Genomic DNA, 17,689 nt, shown 5'->3' with positions numbered 1-17,689 from the left:
TTAAAAACTAGAATTTTAATCTAAATCTTAAATAATAAATTGGTGTTATATTTCAAATTTTTACTAATGGGTGGTTTTTGATTTCGTGGTTAAAACTTAATCATGGATGTATATGCTAAAGAAGCTTGCTCTTACTTAATGAGCCATGGTGCATATTGGAGGGCTAGCAAGTGGCAGGTCTATGAGTCCTGCATTTAGATGAGTTTTAGGTATATACTGCCGCCACAAATGTTAAAGGAGGAATCATTGAATGGACATTCTGTCTGCACATAAAGACGACTTATTGGCTGTGTATACGCTTGAAAATACTTTATTTGGAGAACATGCCTATCCTCAATTTTTCTTTCGGCAAGCTTTTGATTGTTGGGGGGAAAGCTTACTAGTGGCGAAAGAGGGGGAGCAAGTCGCAGGGTATATTTTGCTGACGACAAGCACAAATGCACAGCAATATTGGATCATGTCACTGGCTGTCGATACTCAACATCGTGGTAAGGGTATTGCGCGTTCTCTGATTGAAAGTGTCATCGCGCCGTTGAAGTTGGGCTCAAGTGTGAAGTTGACGGTCGATCCGAATAATCAGCCTGCATTGTCTTTGTACCTGTCCCTTGGCTTCAAAGTCTTAAAAGAAGAAGCGCATTATTTCGGTGACGAAGAGTCTAGATTGGTCATGGAATTAGTAAAGTAACCCTGCACGATAATGAACGAAACTTGCACCCAATCAGTGCGCGGTATTACTTTGCAATAGTTGTTTACATTCTAACGTTTTGTAAATTAAAGATTTTCAATCTTGGCACCTCGTTTGCTTTGAGATAAATGTTCATCGTTAACTCGATGCGCCGCTCTCTATAGCAGGCGAGAGCGGGATAGGGTATTACTTTTGAAAATGTACTAACAGCGTTAAAGGCATTGCTGCCTCTCTCGATTCGGGAGAGGCTTTTTTTTGCCTGTAATTTAGGATTAGTCGCGCAGGAGGCGTTATGTCACAAGGGTGTAGAAAGACAACTTGTCCGTATTGCGGAGTAGGCTGCGGAATTGAAATCAGCAATAACAAGATTATTGGAGATGCGCTTCATCCGGCCAATTCCGGTTCACTGTGTGTAAAGGGTGTCGCATTAGCAGAAAGCTTACAAATGCCTTCAAGATTGCTCTACCCCAAGCTAAGGGAAAAAGAAGTGTCATGGCAGTCGGTCACAGACTTAATTGCACAAGAGATCCATCAAGCAAAAGCGGAGTTTGGACCTGATTCTGTCGCGATGTATGTTTCTGGTCAGTTGTTGACGGAAGACTATTACGTCGCCAACAAACTCATGAAAGGCTATGTTGGCAGCGCAAACATCGATACTAACTCCCGTTTGTGTATGTCTTCGGCGGTTGCGGCTCATGTACGAGCATTTGGTGAAGATGTCGTTCCCGTCAATTACGATGACATTGATAAGACTGAGCTATTGATCATTTGTGGTGCCAATACCGCTTGGACGCACCCTGTTCTATTTCGACGTATTCAACAAGCGAGAGAAAACAATCCTAACCTCAAGCTGGTGGTCATTGACCCGCGTGAAACGGTCACAGCGCAGCAAGCGGATTTGCATCTACCGATTAAAAACGATGGGGATGTGTCACTTTTTAATGGGCTTCTCAAGTTTCTTATCGAGCAGCAATGTATTGATTCTGAATATATAAATTCCCATACCGAAGGGTTTGCTGCGCTTGCAGAAGAAGCTACTGATTTTCGTTACGATGTCACTAATCTAACGTCTTCCATTGGCATTTCAGAAGAAAAGCTGACCACCTTCTTCCAATGGTTTGCACAAAGCCCAAGCGCAATCACGCTGTTTTGCCAAGGGGTTAACCAAGCCGAAAATGGTGTTGATAAAGGCAATGCCATTATTAATGCACATTTGGCGTCAGGTAAAATTGCCAAGTCAGGTTGTGGGCCGTTTTCTATTACAGGTCAGCCGAATGCGATGGGTGGGCGAGAAGTCGGTGGTTTGGCAAACCAACTAGCGGTTCATCGCGCTTTTGACGCAGATTCTATCAAGCAAGTGCAGGCGTTTTGGGATTCACCAGAAATTGCCACTCAGCCCGGTTTAAAAGCCGTTGAACTGTTTGAGGCGGTAGAACGTGGGGAGATTAAAGTTCTGTGGATCATGGCAACCAATCCCGTGGTTTCTTTGCCTGATAATCAGATGGTTAAGCGCGCGTTAGAGGCTTGTCCTTTTGTGATTGTGTCTGATATTACTGCGGAGTCGGACGTTGCTAAATATGCAGATGTTCTACTGCCAGCAGCTGGTTGGGGTGAAAAGCAAGGGATGGTGACTAACTCTGAACGTAGAATGTCTCGTCAACGTCAGTTTCAAATACCACCTGGTGAAGCAAAACCAGATTGGTGGGCGATAAGCCAAGTCGGACAAGCTCTGTGTACATTGGAAAAAATACAAAATGGCTTTGCGTTTACTTCTGAGCGGGCGGTATTCAGGGAATATGCGGCGATGACAGGCATGAATACTGATTCGCCATTGAAGCTCGACCTGTCTCAACACGCAAACTTAACCGAGCAAGAATACGAGGAGTGGGTGCCGACACAATGGGGAGGAGAGCGCCCTTTTACTGATGGAATCTATTCGCACCCAGATGGTAAAGCGCGTTTTGTCGTGACCAGTGAATTGCTTCAACGCTTAGAGAGAACAAAAGGCTGGTGGCTCAATACGGGCAGACAACGCGACCAATGGCATACCATGACGCGTACAGGGCATATCGCACACCTTGCCGCCTCTGAGTTAGAGCCAACCGTGTACATGAACACACTCTCCGCCACTCAAAATCGCTTAAAAGCAGGACAACTCACCAAGCTGTTCCAGCCTACTTCAAACACCAGTATTTATGCCAAAGTGGCCATTGATGAAGGTTTGGGTTTTCAGGAGCTGTTTATGTCAATGCACTGGGCGGGCCGATATGGGGGTGAAAGCAGTGTTAACGCGATAATAAACAGCGCAAAAGACCCTATTTCTGGGCAACCTGCGTTTAAGTCGTCTTATGTTGAAGTGCAAGACGCAGCGGTAAAAACCTACGGTATGTTCATCGGGACACAGTTTGATTCCGGCAAGTTTCTCTACAGCGCATTTCAAGCAGAAAGTAATTTGGGCATCTGGCGCTTCGCACACGATAAACGACCAAAGAAGCAGAGTTTTTGTCGAACCGAAAAGAGTCGCAGGATCACGATTGATATTGCCCAAGGTTGGTTAGCGGTAGATTACGATCTTGTTGGAGACGTTCGTATCATTCGTTCTGTTTTGGTGGTGTCTAGTGAGCCGATTCAAACCGACTACACCAACTTTACGCACTTGATTGGTAAGCCGATGGAGTTATCGCAACTGCTTACCATCACTCAATCGCAAAGCATTGCCAAACTGGTTTGTAGTTGTTTCCGTGTTACTGATAAACAAATACATGACGCGATAGAGAAACGAGATTGCACTTCACTGACCCAACTTCAAAACAAACTCAAATGCGGTACCAACTGTGGCTCATGCGTCTCTCAAATCAAACAAATGGTCGACAGCCATCAGCATCAAAAGGGCAAACAGCAAGCGAGCCAGCAAAGTCTGGCGATGCAAATAAAGTAAATCAGAAAGAGGATAAGCACATGGAAGCGCCTTATCAAAAGTCTTGGTTTAAGAAAGGACAAGCGAGTCAGAATCAAGAACGCTCGTCTCGCTTTTCTAAGCATGACCAAGCAAGCAAACTGAACCAACTTTTAGAAAATCACTCCGCAGATCTAGATGCGAATCAAAAAGGTTTTGTTTCGATTGTCGGAGCAGGACCGCACGATCCAGACTTGTTAACCGTGAAGGCAGTGAAAGCGATTATGTCGGCAGAGGTACTGTTGTACGACCGTCTGGTTAGCAAAGATATTTTGGAGTTGACTTCGCCACAAGCCGATTGGATTTACGTGGGCAAACGATGCGGACAACCTAGTATTGGTCAGGAGGAAATCTGTGATTTGATGGTGTCGCTCGCTCAGCAAGGAAAGCGAGTTGTGCGCTTAAAAGGGGGAGATCCTTTTGTATTTGGTCGTGGAGGCGAAGAGGCGTTAGCGCTTGTCAAACACTCTATCGCTTACGAAGTCATCCCCGGTATTACTGCTGCGATTGGATGTTCCGCAAACAGCTTGATTCCGCTGACTCATCGCGGCGTTGCTCGCAGCGTTACCTTAGTGACGGGGCAAGTGGTAACAGGCGCATTTGAGGCTTGGAGCCAATTGATGCAAAGCGGACAAACATTGGTGTTCTACATGGGATTAGAAAAATCGGCAGACATACAAATCGGTTTAATCGACGCTGGTTTGAGAGAAGATTTCCCTGTCGCGATCATCACTCATGGTTGCAGCCCTCAGCAACAAGTTCATGTTACCCAACTCAATCAGCTCAATGAGTTATCGATTACACTTAAAGGCATCAGCCCAGCATTGATTGTGATGGGAGAAGTTGTCAAACTGCGCGAACAACTAATAGAAACCGTACAGTCAGTGACGGAATACGAGGGAATATGAGCAGCATTTTGGAGTGTATCAGAACAGTCGGTCGTGGCGAACGTGGTAGAAAACCACTGAACTTTGACCAAGCGTTTCGAGTTATGGATGAATACCTAAACGGAGAGTGCGATGATGATCAAATGGCAATGCTGCTGATGCTGATCCGCGTACAAAACGAGACTCAACAAGAAATCGCTGGCTTTGTGAAAGCATTCCAATCCCGCATGCCTGCTATTGGTGCAGACATCGACTGGCCATGTTACGCAGGCAAACGTGAAGCGGCAGGTCAGCCTTGGCACCTGTTAGCAGCGAAGATCCTTGCCGATAATGGTCATAAAGTGCTGATGCATGGCTATCACGACCGTCAATCTGGACGTTTACACGCAGAAGATTACCTCGACAAGTTTGCTATCGAGAAAGCGGAATCAGCAGAAGAAGCAAAGCGTGTCTTAGAAACACAAAACATCGTGTATCTACCGCTCAGCGCATTTGCTCCACAAGCAGAAACCATGATCGGTTGGAAGAATCGTTATGGGCTTAGAACGCCGATTAATACCGTGGTTCGTGCATTGAATCCGGGGCAGGCGACGGTTGGTATTCGTGGTAGCTTCCATCCTGGATTCCAACAACTTCATGCTGAAGTTGAATATGAAATCGGTCAAACCGCTCACGCCGTTGTGTCATTCAAAGGACAATCGGGTGAGTCAGAATACAACCCGAAAGTAAGTCAAACTGTTTGGCTAAGCCAAACAAGCGGCGTGACATCGCACTACTGGACGGAGCAAATGCTGTCTGAGGTGCCAATGCCTACGAACTGTCCGTTTGGGACGTCAGAAGATGACATGAACCAAATGGCAAATACGGTTTTGGCAACGATGACAGTTGTGCTCTTTGCTCAAGTGCACGATAGGGAACAGGCCTTTGAACGTGCGTTTGCTTATTGGGAAAACTATTGTTGTGGCAGTTAATCCTGTGACGAGCTAACCGCGAAACGTTGTTGGATCGGAATCCTTTATCTATTGTTTGTGTAAGCTTGTCAGTGATGTATTTATCACTTGAAGTGTCTCACAACTGGTTGGGGCAAACATCAGTGAGGCCTGATGAGTTTACTTTTCGATAAGAAATGAGGACAAGGATAATGATTCTAAAGCACTCAAATTCTAACAACAAGGCGTCACATCCCATTCCACAAGAAGCTTTCGATTGGTATGACGAATACGCACATGGCAAAATCTCTCGTCGAGAGTTTCTCAACCGTCTTGGTGGCCTCGCTGTTTTAGGTTTTAGTATGACGGCCCTGGTTGATGCTCTGACTCCAAATTATGCACTCGCAGAGCAAGTTTCCTTTAATGATCCTGAGATCAAAGCAACCTATGAAACCTTTGCCTCGCCCAATGGACATGGGGAAGGTAGCGGCTATTTGGTTGTGCCACAAAAGAAGACCTTAAAATCGCCGACAGTGTTGGTGATTCATGAAAATCGAGGTCTAAACCCATACATCAAAGATGTCGCCAGACGACTCGCGAAAGACGGCTTTATTGCTTTCGCTCCTGACGCGCTTTATCCACTCGGTGGCTATCCGGGGAACGATGATGAAGGTCGCGCCATGCAGAAAGAGATGGACAGAGCCAAGATCGAACAAGATTTTATTGCTGCTGCTAATTTCATTAAACACTACGAGGGTGGGAACGGTAAATTAGGCGCTGTTGGGTTCTGTTTCGGTGGATACATCGTTAATATGCTTGCAGCGGTAATGCCAGAAGAGCTGGATGCAGGTGTGCCTTTCTACGGAACACCGGCGGCGCAAGAGATTCAAAAGCAGGTCAAAGGGCCGTTGATGATTCACTTCGCAGGGCTCGATAAGCGCGTCAACGACACATGGCCTGCCTATGAGCAGCAATTGATCGCGAACGATGCGCAGTATCAGGCGTTAATGTATGAAAACGTCAACCATGGCTTCCATAACGACTCAACGGCTCGCTACGCACCAGAAGAAGCGGCGCTCGCGTGGGAACGCACACTAGGTTTCTTCAAAGAACATCTCGCCTCTAGTTAAAACGCTTCAACTTTAATTGGCACATTCCTTGTTATGTCTCTCTTAGTGAGTGAGATATAAACAAGGAATGTGCATGACTCAATCAACGTCAAAAATACCCATCATAGTATGCTGTGATAGCCTCCAAGAGCAGGCTCGACTATCCGGCTTGTTGAGCAAAGATTACGACAACATAGTTGGCTGCCAATTGGCACAACTAGAAACTTTGATGCAGCGAGAACCATCGGCACGCGTTGTTGTTGGATGGCAGCAGCCGACGGCGGAACTGCGTTTGATTGTCGATTTCTGTCGCAGAAAATCGGCACCACTCCTTATCGTGCTGAAGCAACTATCATCCAATGATATCAATCGGTTATCAGAAAAAATGGATTATGTTCTCATGCCACATGATAGTGAGTTTGCACTTCAACCCTGGATTGAACATGCGACATTAGTGAGAGCGAAATTCGAAAGTATGCAATCGGAAATTGAATCGCTGACCCATAAGATTGAAGAGCGCAAGCTGGTGGAAAAAGCCAAAGGTCTGCTGATGAAGATGCACAGTGTTGATGAAGATCAGGCTTATAAAGCGCTTAGAAATTCAGCCATGCAATCGAGCCAAACGCTCTCACAAGTGGCGAAGAATCTGATTACGGCATTGCAGTTAATGGATTAACTTCTCTACTACTTTGGGGTTATGGCAGAAATTCTACCGTGGTGCGTGTTGCACTAACAGCAAGCAAAAACAGTTGCTTGGTTACGAGGGTAGACTCTAATGTGCTGTATTTAAAGTAGAAAATAAGTTGGCACAGTACTTGGATTAGTTAAAACGGGTTTATTGTTGAATCGCTTATCTCAATTATCAACGGCGGTAATTGTAGACTTAGCAACGGCGCTACTGCTCTTCGGAGTAGTGGCGCTTTTTTTATGGGAGCAAACCAATGAAATGGAGTTCGATGCTGAAAGTGTCAGCAATTTCGTTATCGGTATTCACCACGGTCAGCGTAAAGGCAAAGTTGGGTGAGCCAGAAATTGAAGACCTGAAGTTTGGTTTTATTAAGTTAACCGATATGGCACCGCTGGCGGTTGCTTATGAGAAAGGCTTTTTTGAAGACGAAGGCTTGTACGTCACTTTAGAAGCGCAAGCAAACTGGAAGGTGCTCTTAGACCGAGTCATCGATGGTGAGCTTGCTGGCGCGCACATGCTTGCTGGTCAGCCATTGGGCGCAACGATTGGTGTCGGCACAAAAGCAGAAGTGATTACCGCGTTCAGTATGGATTTGAACGGCAACGCAATCACGGTTTCCAATGATACTTGGGAACAGATGAAGCAGTACATTCCAAAACAACCAGATGGCAAACCTGTTCACCCAATCAAAGCTGATGCACTGAAGCCTGTGGTCGACAGCTATCTGGATAAAGGCAAACCGTTCAACATGGGTATGGTGTTCCCAGTATCGACGCACAACTACGAGTTGCGATACTGGTTAGCGGCAGGTGGGATTCATCCAGGCTTTTATGCACCAGAATCCGGTGACAACAGTGGCCAGTTGGACGCTGACGTTCTTTTGAGTGTTACACCGCCACCACAAATGCCAGCGACAATGGAAGCGGGCACGATCAAAGGGTACTGCGTAGGCGAACCATGGAACCAACAAGCCGTATTCAAAGGCATTGGTACGCCCGTCGTGACCGACTACGAAATCTGGAAGAACAACCCAGAGAAAGTATTTGGTGTTTCCAAAGCTTGGGCTGAGAAGTATCCAAACACGCACATTCGCGTAGTGAAAGCCTTGATTCGAGCTGCACATTGGTTGGATGAAAACGACAATGCCAACCGCCAAGAAGCAGTGAAGATGCTATCAAAAAGCGAGTATGTGGGAGCCGATGCCGAAGTTATCGCTAACTCAATGACCGGCACATTTGAATACGAGAAAGGTGATAAACGCGACGTGCCAGACTTCAATGTGTTCTTCCGTCATAACGCTACTTATCCGTATTACAGCGATGCGATTTGGTACCTAACCCAAATGCGTCGCTGGGGACAGATCTCAAGCGAGAAATCCGATGATTGGTACATGGATGTCGCAAAAGAGGTTTACCGTCCAGATATCTACCAACAAGCGGCTCAAGCGCTAATTGAAGATGGTGTGTTGAGCAAAAAAGACTTCCCAGATTTTAGTGCTGAAGATGGTTTCCGTGCGCCACAAACACACTTTATCGACAACATCGTTTATGACGGTCGTGAGCCAAATAAATATCTAGAGAAGTTCTCTATCGGGCTTAAAGGAAAAGACAAGGTTTAACCATAGCGATAAACGCCACAGGCGAGGGGATTCGCTTGTGGTAACAAGGATGTAAATTTCTTAGGAGTGAGTATGTCTAGTAATGTCATTTCCCTTTTTCCTGCTAAGCAGGTAGTGAACCGAAGTCGGTTGGTGCTTTTGCCCGTCATTGGCTTGCTGATCTTTTTGGCAATGTGGCACTTAGCGGCGAGAGAAGTGCAAACCTCATTAGGTACACTACCGGGACCTGTGCAAACTTTTCAGCAGTTCAGCAACCTTGTCGATGACCATTGGCAAGAGCGAGAAAAAGAACAAGCGTTTATCGAGCGTCAGGAAAAGCGCAATGCTGCGAAGTTAGCCAAGAATCCAGACGCGGAAGTGAAGATTCGTCCTTACACAGGTAAGCCGACGTTCTTCGACCAAATCGTGACGAGCTTAGTGACTGTGACAGCGGGCTTTCTGCTGGCGACGGTTATCGCGATTCCACTTGGCATCGTGCTTGGTCTGAATCAAGGACTGTATCAAGCGTTCAACCCAATCATTCAATTGCTCAAGCCTGTATCACCTTTGGCATGGCTGCCTATCGTAACCATGGTGGTGAGTGCCACTTACGTGAGTGATGACCCGATGTTTGCTAAGTCGTTCATTAACTCTCTGATCACCGTGGCGCTGTGTAGCTTATGGCCGACGCTGATTAACACCGCAGTGGGTGTGACGAGCGTTGATAAAGACTTAGTTAACGTGAGTAAAGTGCTCCAACTTTCGTGGTGGCAGCACATCCGCACCATCGTTTTACCTTCTGCCATACCAATGATCTTCACCGGTTTACGTCTCTCTTTAGGTATCGCTTGGATGGTGTTGATTGCGGCAGAAATGCTCGCGCAAAACCCTGGGTTAGGCAAGTTTGTTTGGGATGAGTTCCAAAACGGCAGTTCGGCATCATTGGGTCGCATCATGGTGGCGGTCATCACTATCGGCTTTATTGGTTTGATGCTCGATAGAGGCATGCTGCAACTTCAAAAGTGGCTGTCTTGGAATAAACAACAAGCGTTGAGATAAGGGAAAAGATCATGGAAAAAGCATTATTAGATCTAACGCGTTTAGGGATGCGATTCCCAACGCCAGATGGCGAATTCATCGCGCTTAAGAACGTCGATTTACAAATCAATAAAGGTGAGTTTGTATCGCTGATTGGCCACTCTGGTTGCGGAAAATCAACGGTATTGAACTTAGTTGCGGGTCTGCACATGCCAACAGACGGCGGCGTGATCGTCGATGGGCGAGAGGTGGCAGGGCCGGGGCCTGACCGTGCGGTTGTGTTCCAAAACCATTCATTATTGCCTTGGCTCTCCGTATATGAAAACGTTGAGCTCGCAGTAAAGCAAATTGCTGGTAAAAAGGGCAAAGCGTGGATTCAGGAGCAAGTGAATCACTATTTAGAGTTGATTCAAATGCAGCATGCCGCGCACAAAAAGCCGGATGAAATCTCTGGGGGTATGAAGCAGCGAGTCGGCATTGCGAGAGCACTGGCACTTCAACCAAAGGTTTTATTGATGGATGAACCATTTGGTGCGTTGGATGCACTAACTCGTGCGCATTTGCAGGATGCACTGATGAAGATTCAAGCCGAGCTAAACAATACCGTGATCATGATTACCCACGACGTGGATGAAGCGGTGCTGCTATCCGACAAAATCGTGATGATGACTAACGGACCGGCAGCAACCATAGGTGAAGTGTTAGAAGTGAATCTACCGCGCCCTCGTGAGCGTGTAGCACTGGCGGATGATGCGCAGTACCAGAAGTGTCGACAAGCGGTGCTGAAGTTCCTTTACGAGAAGCAATCCAAAGTCGAGATTCCTGCTTCGAAAGAAGACAAACCCAAAACCGCAGCGCAAACGGCATAAGGAGGCAGCGATGAACAGTCCTTTAACGATCCCAGTAAAGAACGCATTGAGCCACATCGTTGTGGTAGGCAACGGTATGGTCGGGCAACACCTCGTCGAGCAATTAGTGCAGAAAAACGCGCATTTGGAGCACCGAATTACCGTGATTGGTGCAGAGCGTTTTATCGCGTATGACCGTGTACAGTTGTCTTCTTTGTTTGCGGGTAAGTCTCATGATGATTTGATGCTGAGTAACCAAGAATGGTACGACATGCATGGCATCCAACTCGTACTTGGCAGCCAAGTAACAGGCATCGACAGAGAGCAAAAGCGCATTCTGCTTGATGGTGAAGATGTGCTGGGTTACGACCAACTCGTGCTCGCGACCGGTTCGTATCCATTTGTGCCGCCAATTGAAGGTAAAGACCGCGACAACGTGTTTGTCTACCGCACGCTTGATGACCTTTCACAAATCAAGAAGGCATGTGAAGGCGCAAGAACAGGCGCAGTGATTGGTGGTGGCTTGTTGGGTTTAGAAGCGGCAAACGCACTCAAACTATTGGGGTTAGAAACTCACGTTATTGAATTTGCACCCCGCCTGATGCCCGTGCAGTTAGACGATGGTGCTGGCTTAGTGCTAAAAGAGAAGATTGAAGCGCTAGGGCTAACCGTACATACCTCGACGGGGACGGAGCGAATCTGCGATGGTGAAACGGCTAAGCATCGTATGGTGTTTAAAGACAAAGATCCTCTCGAAGTGGATGTGATTGTCTTTTCCGCAGGGATTCGCCCTCAAGATGAGTTGGCAAGGTTGGCTGAGCTAGAAGTTGGCGAGCGAGGCGGCATTGTGATTAATAACCAATGCCAAACCAGCGATGAGAATATTTACGCGATTGGCGAATGTGCGTTGTGGGAGCAGAAGATCTTTGGTTTGGTCGCTCCCGGTTACACCATGGCGAGAACCACTGCCGATGTCTTGACTGGAATGCCGAGTGAAGGTTTTAAAGGTGCGGACATGAGCACCAAGCTCAAACTACTTGGGGTGGATGTGGCGTCTATCGGCGATGCACAAATGCAAACCGAAGGCGCACAAGAAATGGTATTGCAAGATGCGGTTGCAGGCATCTACAAAAAGCTGGTGGTTGATGCGAGCGGCACCCAATTGCTCGGTGCGATTCTCGTTGGTGACAACAGCGACTACGATGCGATCTTACAGTGTTATTTGAACAAAACGGTCCTGCCAGACCACGCGGCGAACCTGCTGTTTGATACCGGAATGCTGGACGGAGAGATGCCAGACAGTGCCATCATCTGTTCTTGTCACAACGTCACAAAAGGCGACTTAGTTGCCGAGATTCAAGCTGGCACTACCAACCTGACGGACCTTAAAGCCAACACCAAAGCCGGTACTGGCTGTGGTGGCTGTAGCAATATGGTCAAATCGGTATTGGATACTCAACTGGCAGCCATGGGGGTAGAGGTTAACAACCACCTGTGTGAGCACTTTGAGTTAAGTCGCCAAGAGGTGTTCCATATTTGCCAAGTGGAACAGATCAAAGACTTCGACACCTTAATTGCACTGCATGGCAAAGGGCATGGGTGTGACATTTGTAAGCCGACAGCAGCATCTGTGTTTGCTTCTTTGTGGAATGAACACATCATGGAGCCACAGCATCAATCTCTACAAGATTCTAACGATGCCTTTATGGCAAACCTGCAAAAAGACGGCTCTTACTCGATTGTACCTCGTGTTCCGGGGGGCGAAATTACACCAGACAAACTCATCGTACTAGGCGAAGTTGCGCAGCAATATGATTTGTACACCAAGATCACTGGCGGTCAGCGCGTGGATTTATTTGGCGCGCAGTTAGAACAGCTTCCTGAAATCTGGCAAACCTTAATTGATGCTGGTTTTGAAACAGGGCACGCCTACGGCAAATCGGTGCGCACCGTGAAATCTTGCGTGGGTTCTACTTGGTGTCGCTATGGTGTTGATGACTCGGTCGGATTAGCCATTGAGTTAGAGAACCGCTACAAAGGATTGCGAGCGCCCCATAAGCTTAAGTTTGCCGTATCGGGCTGTACTCGTGAGTGTGCAGAAGCGCAAAGTAAAGACATTGGGGTGATCGCCACCGAAAACGGCTGGAATCTATACGTTTGTGGTAATGGCGGCATGAGACCAAGACACGCTGATTTGTTTGCATCCGACTTATCCAAATCAGAGTTGATCACCATGATTGACCGAGTATTGATGTTCTACGTCAGCACCGCTGATCGCTTGCAGCGTACGTCAGTGTGGATGGAGAACATGGAAGGGGGCTTAAATTACCTTAAACAAGTTATTCTGGATGACTCTCTCAACCTATGTGATTCTTTGGATGAACAAATGGCACGAGTCGTAGATACCTATCAATGTGAGTGGAAGAGTACGTTGGATAATCCTCAAAAATTGCAACGCTTCCGTCCTTTCTTGAACAGCACGTCGGGCAGCAAAGTCTTGCCGTACCAACGTGTGCGCGGTCAGCGTATTCCAGTGAAACAGGAGGTGTAAATGGCAGCTTTAACCAAAGTGAAATTGTGTCAGCTTGATGACCTAATGCCGTTCATCGGTGCCACTGTGTTAATTGAAGGCGAGCATGTCGCGTTATTCTGCATTCCTGATAGCGGTGTTTACGCCGTTCAAGATTGGGACCCAATTGGTAAGGCTTATGTGATGAGTCGAGGGATTGTCGGTGATATTGATGGTGAGATGTGTGTTGCATCGCCGCTATACAAACAACACTTCAGTTTAAAGAATGGGCAATGTTTGGAAGACGAAGCGCACTGTCTAAAAACGTGGCAAGTAACGGTCGACGATAATCAGGTTTGTTACTTAGTCGAAGAATGATCCTCGAAATTAGCTTGCTCGATATGAGTAAATTCTTAGCGTAAGCGATAAGCGAATAAAGCTCCAGAGACAGCACAGTATGGCTCTGGAGCTTTTTACTATTTGGAAGGATTCACTTGTAGTTCGGTATAGCCAGTCGAGTCGTCCATCGCTCTAGTGAACTCAAGTTCTGAGTAAGAATGGATGATCAACTCTGCGGTGGTGTCTATAACCGTGCCTTCCATTAAATGTCCGCCCCAGACTCGTCCTTCACGATCAGACACCGAGATATGAACGTGTTGATGTGCAGGCGTTAGGGTTCCCAGTACTGAGACGATTTCAAATGGCTCTTGTTTGGTTAACGTACTCTCTGCACCTGCCAAACGAAGGTTGAGGTCAGAGATACAGCCAACGCATGAAGCAATCGAGCCAGCTCTAATGCCGTGCTGCTCGACCAATTTCGCTAGGCTCAGCTTTAAGTCCATGCCTTTGGTAAGACGTACTGCTATCACTTCAATCGACATGTTATTTCCTAATCAAAACCAGCAAGCAGGAAAGCGCCGTATCCAAGTCGGCATAACGTTTGGCTTTGCCAAGTACGCGCATACCTTGCATGTTGTTGAGAACGAAACGAGCGAGCTCTTCTGGTTTCAGCGTTTTCGGCACTAAGGTTTCTTTTTGCGCGTTGGTCAGCGCGTCCGCAATGATGTCGATAAGATGGTCAAACAAAAAATGCCCTTTGCGCAGCACGTCATCGTCTTCGCCAGCGTGCTCAATCAACGCATTTTGAATAAAACACCCACAGTTGCGTTTGCGTTGCAGCTCAGCAAAAGATTTGAGGAACGATTCCAACTCGGGTAAAGACGCGTCGTCTTTTTCCAAATCATTCAGTGACGGTAGTGAAACCTTTTTTAAGTAAGTATCAAGCGCTTCGTAGTAGAGCTGTTGCTTGTCACCATAGGTGTTGTAAAGACTGAAGCGGTTGATGTTCAACTCGTCGGTGAGATCCGAGATGGATGTATTAGCGAAACCTTTGCGCCAAAAAACGTCCATAGCGACTAATAGTTTTTCTTCTCGATCGAAGTTGGCTTTTCTTGCCATATGCGTACCTACCTGAGCGGTTTTTCTCAAACCACTCCTAAACTTATTGAACAACTTTTGGGAAATGAAGTTCTTGACTGATCGTTTATAAACTGGCTACAGTATATCCTAACCAATCGGTTAGAAAAAGAAAAAAGGATATAAAATGAAGCTCTACGAAACCGCGATAACTCCGAGTTGTAAGCGAGTTAGCATTTTTTTAAAGGAAATTGGTGGCGATGTTGAACGCATCGCTTTAAATGTGCGTGACGGCGAAAATCTAGCGGAAGATTTCAAGCAAAAAAGCGTCAATGGAAAAGTGCCATTGCTTGAGCTTGAAGATGGCACGACGATTTGTGAGAGCGTCGCAATTTGTCGTTATCTGGATGAAGCGTTTGAAAATAATTTAGCTCTGTTTGGGGCAAACCAACTTGAGCGCGCGCAAGTGGAAATGTGGCATCGCGTGGTGGAGTTTCAAGGTCTGTATGCTGCTTTTCAAGCATTTAGAAACATCACAGCTATCTATGAAGATAGAGAGCGTTGTGTTAAAGAGTGGGGCGAAGAGTCCAAGCAACGCGTGCAAGAGTTTTTACCGTTGTTAGATAAGCGACTTGGTGAAAGCGAGTTCATTGCCGCTGACCATTTTACTATCGTCGATATTACAGGCTTTATTTTGATTGGTTTTGCAATTAAAGGCCTAGAAATCGATGTGTTTACTACTGCACCAAACATTGCGCGTTGGTATGAGCAAGTTTCAGCTCGGCCTGCATTTCTAAGTTGATGTACCAGCAGCGAGTAGATCATTGCTCGCTGCTATTGCCTTTCGAATTCACAAGGATATTCAAATTCTTCAGCTTTTTTCTTATTTTGTCTCCTATCGCCTATAATTGGAAAAACAACCTCAATGGGCTTCAATGCGTTTTAGAGCCTAGCGCTCTTAGTCTGTAGACGTTCTTTTCATAGTGGGAAGTCTATTAATAGACAAGGAGAGGTCATGAGTATTCAAGTTAAAACTATCAATAATGTTCTTATTGCTCTTTTAATGGTTTCGGTCTTTGGTCTCGTCTCGCTGTACCTCAATAACACACAGCAGAATGAACAGATTGAAAAACTGCAAAGTCAGTTAATAGAGAAAGAGCATCAGATATTAATCTCCAATGAGGCGCTGTCTTACACTCGATATCAACACCAGTTATTAGCTGAAGATTATAGTCGTTTTAGAAATGAGCAGTCAGTGACTAGTGTTCTGCGTTAGCGTGCCTTAAGGAGGCGAATGAAATCCATTCTTTTGGTCGATGACAGTAAAACAGTACTACTTTATATCAGTAGTGCATTAGAAAAGCAGGGCTATGAAGTTATTGCTGTTGAAGACGGACAATCCGCACTTGAAGTGCTGACTTATCGCAAAGATATTCAGTTTGTACTTAGTGACTTAATGATGCCTGGCATTAATGGTATTGAGCTGTGTCGGCAATTAAAATCGCAAGTTAGCGAACGTTACATTTTCTTTGTTTTATTGTCCTCTAGAAATGACCAAAGCTCGATCGTGAAAGGCATCGATGCTGGCGCAGATGACTTTGTGGATAAGAAAACGTCTGTCGAAGAACTTCAAGCGAGAATTCGAGCGGGTTTCCGAACTCTGCAGCTGCACAACAAACTCGTTGATAGAAATAAAGAGTTAGATGCAGCCTATCGAATGATCCATCAAGATTTACAGTCTGCTAGTCACCTGATGGAGCAACTACTCCCAGCAGAGTCGTCTATCCAGAACATGCAATTTAGTTACGCCTACAAACCGTGCTCCCAGATTGGTGGTGACATGCTGGGGTATTTTGAGCTTGATGAACGACATGTCGCATTTTATGTTTTCGATGTTTCAGGTCATGGTGTTTCGTCTGCTTTGATGGCTTTTTCTATCCAACAGACGTTATCTCAAAATCTGGGACCTGATTCGATAACCATGGAGCTAAGAGATGGCGACTACTGTATCAGTGAACCAGCAGCCGTTATTGATCGGCTAAACCGACGTTATCAGCAAACTAGGAACAGTCAGCTTTATTTCACCATGGTTTATGCCATTCTTAATACAGAATCAAGACAACTTCGCTATTGTACTGCTGGTCATCCTAAGTTCCTTGTTTGGCGAGCGAGCACCGAAACTACAGAGCTGGCGGGTGAAGACAACTTTATGATTGGCGCTTTGCAGCCGATGGAGTACGTTGGTAATCAAATTATTCTGAGTGAGGGGGATGTAGTATGGCTTTATTCGGATGGTTTGATAGAAGCGAGGCGAGGTGACGAGATGTTTTCAGTACAAAGGTTGGCATCAAGTATAAAAGCTGTTTGTACTTCGCAATTAGAAGTAGAAGTGCAGGCTAGATGTGTCTTTGAACAAGTACAATCTTGGCAGAACAAAGATGAGTTTGATGATGATGCGAGTCTTTTACAAGTAAGGTGGCGTGGCTGATAGCCTAGGGATAAAGGAAAAGAATGTTCCAGAGCGAGTTTAAACGAACTTACGGTGGATCCCTTACTCGCTCTCGAAGTGCGAGCAAAGAGGTTGCTAAGTTTTTAATGGATAATCAAGTATCGTTAAGTACGGCTCAGTCGTTAGAGCTTTGTGTTGTTGAGCTTATGAACAATGCTTACATCCATTCTTACAGTGAAATTGAAGGCAAGCCGATAGACGTGGAGTGTAGGATTAGATGTGACCAAATGTCAGATTTCATTGAACTTAGGGTTTCTGACTACGGAGCGTCAATCAATGAAATGACATTCAACCAACATAAAAATAAACAGATTGAGGCTCCTAACTTAATGGATGATGATAGTTGGTTTGCTTCAGGTCGTGGACTGATGTTAGTCGCTCAATTATCTGACCAGTTCAAGTTAGAAAAAGAGATTGGAAAAAACACGTTTGTTTTAGTGAAGAGGAACGGCGAAAAACTAACAACCAAGCAAGATCTATTCATCCCACCTGGTCCCTAGCGTTAATCTGACGGTTAC

General features: G+C 46.0%; 17 protein-coding genes. 15 read left to right on the top strand and 2 right to left on the bottom strand.

All coding sequences use genetic code 11. The features are described 5' to 3' along the window. The first annotated feature begins 250 nt into the window (after positions 1–250). The 11 genes from L3V30_RS07875 to nirD all read left to right on the top strand — a co-directional run bounded on the left by L3V30_RS07875 (position 251) and on the right by nirD (position 13,624). Positions 251–685 (top strand): N-acetyltransferase, encoded by a 435-nt coding sequence (locus L3V30_RS07875; RefSeq protein ID WP_046875335.1) that lies wholly within the window; start codon positions 251–253, stop codon positions 683–685. A gap of 292 nt (positions 686–977) precedes the next feature. Then, a complete protein-coding gene (locus tag L3V30_RS07870; protein ID WP_237308648.1) occupies positions 978–3,623 on the top strand; it encodes a nitrate reductase in 2,646 nt (881 codons plus the stop codon). Between the two features lie 20 nt (positions 3,624–3,643). Then, entirely contained in the window at positions 3,644–4,549 is a 906-nt protein-coding gene (gene cobA / locus L3V30_RS07865) for a uroporphyrinogen-III C-methyltransferase (protein ID WP_237308647.1), read from the top strand. Beyond that, positions 4,546–5,499: a glycosyl transferase family protein gene (locus tag L3V30_RS07860; protein ID WP_048625126.1), complete on the top strand. Its 954-nt coding sequence runs from the start codon at positions 4,546–4,548 to the stop codon at positions 5,497–5,499. Before cobA ends, L3V30_RS07860 begins: the two co-directional genes overlap by 4 nt. A 170-nt stretch (positions 5,500–5,669) precedes the next feature. After that, the gene (locus L3V30_RS07855) at positions 5,670–6,587 is read left to right on the top strand and encodes a dienelactone hydrolase family protein (RefSeq protein ID WP_237308646.1); all 918 of its coding nucleotides are present in this window, start codon (positions 5,670–5,672) and stop codon (positions 6,585–6,587) included. Between the two features lie 73 nt (positions 6,588–6,660). Continuing rightward, complete coding sequence (locus L3V30_RS07850; protein WP_237308645.1) at positions 6,661–7,242, top strand: ANTAR domain-containing protein; 582 nt, start codon at positions 6,661–6,663, stop codon at positions 7,240–7,242. Between the two features lie 265 nt (positions 7,243–7,507). Beyond that, positions 7,508–8,872, top strand: a complete 1,365-nt coding sequence (locus tag L3V30_RS07845) for a CmpA/NrtA family ABC transporter substrate-binding protein (protein WP_237308644.1) — start codon at positions 7,508–7,510, stop codon at positions 8,870–8,872. A 72-nt stretch (positions 8,873–8,944) separates the two neighbouring features. Further along, positions 8,945–9,910: an ABC transporter permease gene (locus L3V30_RS07840; protein ID WP_145535229.1), complete on the top strand. Its 966-nt coding sequence runs from the start codon at positions 8,945–8,947 to the stop codon at positions 9,908–9,910. A gap of 11 nt (positions 9,911–9,921) precedes the next feature. Then, positions 9,922–10,758, top strand: coding sequence for an ABC transporter ATP-binding protein (locus tag L3V30_RS07835; RefSeq protein WP_237308643.1), 837 nt, complete (start codon positions 9,922–9,924; stop codon positions 10,756–10,758). A gap of 10 nt (positions 10,759–10,768) precedes the next feature. After that, complete coding sequence (gene nirB / locus L3V30_RS07830; protein ID WP_237308642.1) at positions 10,769–13,288, top strand: nitrite reductase large subunit NirB; 2,520 nt, start codon at positions 10,769–10,771, stop codon at positions 13,286–13,288. Next, entirely contained in the window at positions 13,289–13,624 is a 336-nt protein-coding gene (nirD, locus tag L3V30_RS07825) for a nitrite reductase small subunit NirD (protein ID WP_237308641.1), read from the top strand. It begins immediately after the preceding gene. A 98-nt stretch (positions 13,625–13,722) separates the two neighbouring features. Here the strand turns inward: nirD and L3V30_RS07820 are convergent, their stop codons facing one another. Beyond that, a complete protein-coding gene (locus L3V30_RS07820; RefSeq protein ID WP_145535222.1) occupies positions 13,723–14,127 on the bottom strand; it encodes a PPC domain-containing DNA-binding protein in 405 nt (134 codons plus the stop codon). 1 nt (position 14,128) lies between these two features. Next, positions 14,129–14,704, bottom strand: coding sequence for a TetR/AcrR family transcriptional regulator (locus L3V30_RS07815; protein ID WP_005395660.1), 576 nt, complete (start codon positions 14,702–14,704; stop codon positions 14,129–14,131). Positions 14,705–14,849: 145 nt separating this feature from the next. On the opposite strand from L3V30_RS07815, the gene L3V30_RS07810 reads away from it, so the two are divergent. The 4 genes from L3V30_RS07810 to L3V30_RS07795 all read left to right on the top strand — a co-directional run bounded on the left by L3V30_RS07810 (position 14,850) and on the right by L3V30_RS07795 (position 17,671). Continuing rightward, entirely contained in the window at positions 14,850–15,464 is a 615-nt protein-coding gene (locus tag L3V30_RS07810) for a glutathione S-transferase (RefSeq protein WP_047009249.1), read from the top strand. Positions 15,465–15,677: 213 nt separating this feature from the next. Continuing rightward, entirely contained in the window at positions 15,678–15,938 is a 261-nt protein-coding gene (locus L3V30_RS07805; protein ID WP_237308640.1) for a hypothetical protein, read from the top strand. 18 nt (positions 15,939–15,956) lie between these two features. Beyond that, complete coding sequence (locus L3V30_RS07800) at positions 15,957–17,150, top strand: SpoIIE family protein phosphatase (protein WP_237308639.1); 1,194 nt, start codon at positions 15,957–15,959, stop codon at positions 17,148–17,150. Between the two features lie 23 nt (positions 17,151–17,173). Next, the gene (locus tag L3V30_RS07795; RefSeq protein ID WP_237308638.1) at positions 17,174–17,671 is read left to right on the top strand and encodes an ATP-binding protein; all 498 of its coding nucleotides are present in this window, start codon (positions 17,174–17,176) and stop codon (positions 17,669–17,671) included. Positions 17,672–17,689: the final 18 nt, after the last annotated feature.

This window comes from Vibrio sp. A1-1, assembly GCF_021728175.1.
Taxonomy (GTDB): Bacteria; Pseudomonadota; Gammaproteobacteria; order Enterobacterales; family Vibrionaceae; genus Vibrio; species Vibrio diabolicus.
Note: the sequence above shows the minus strand (reverse complement) of the source record. Positions and strands in the feature narration are given on the sequence as shown.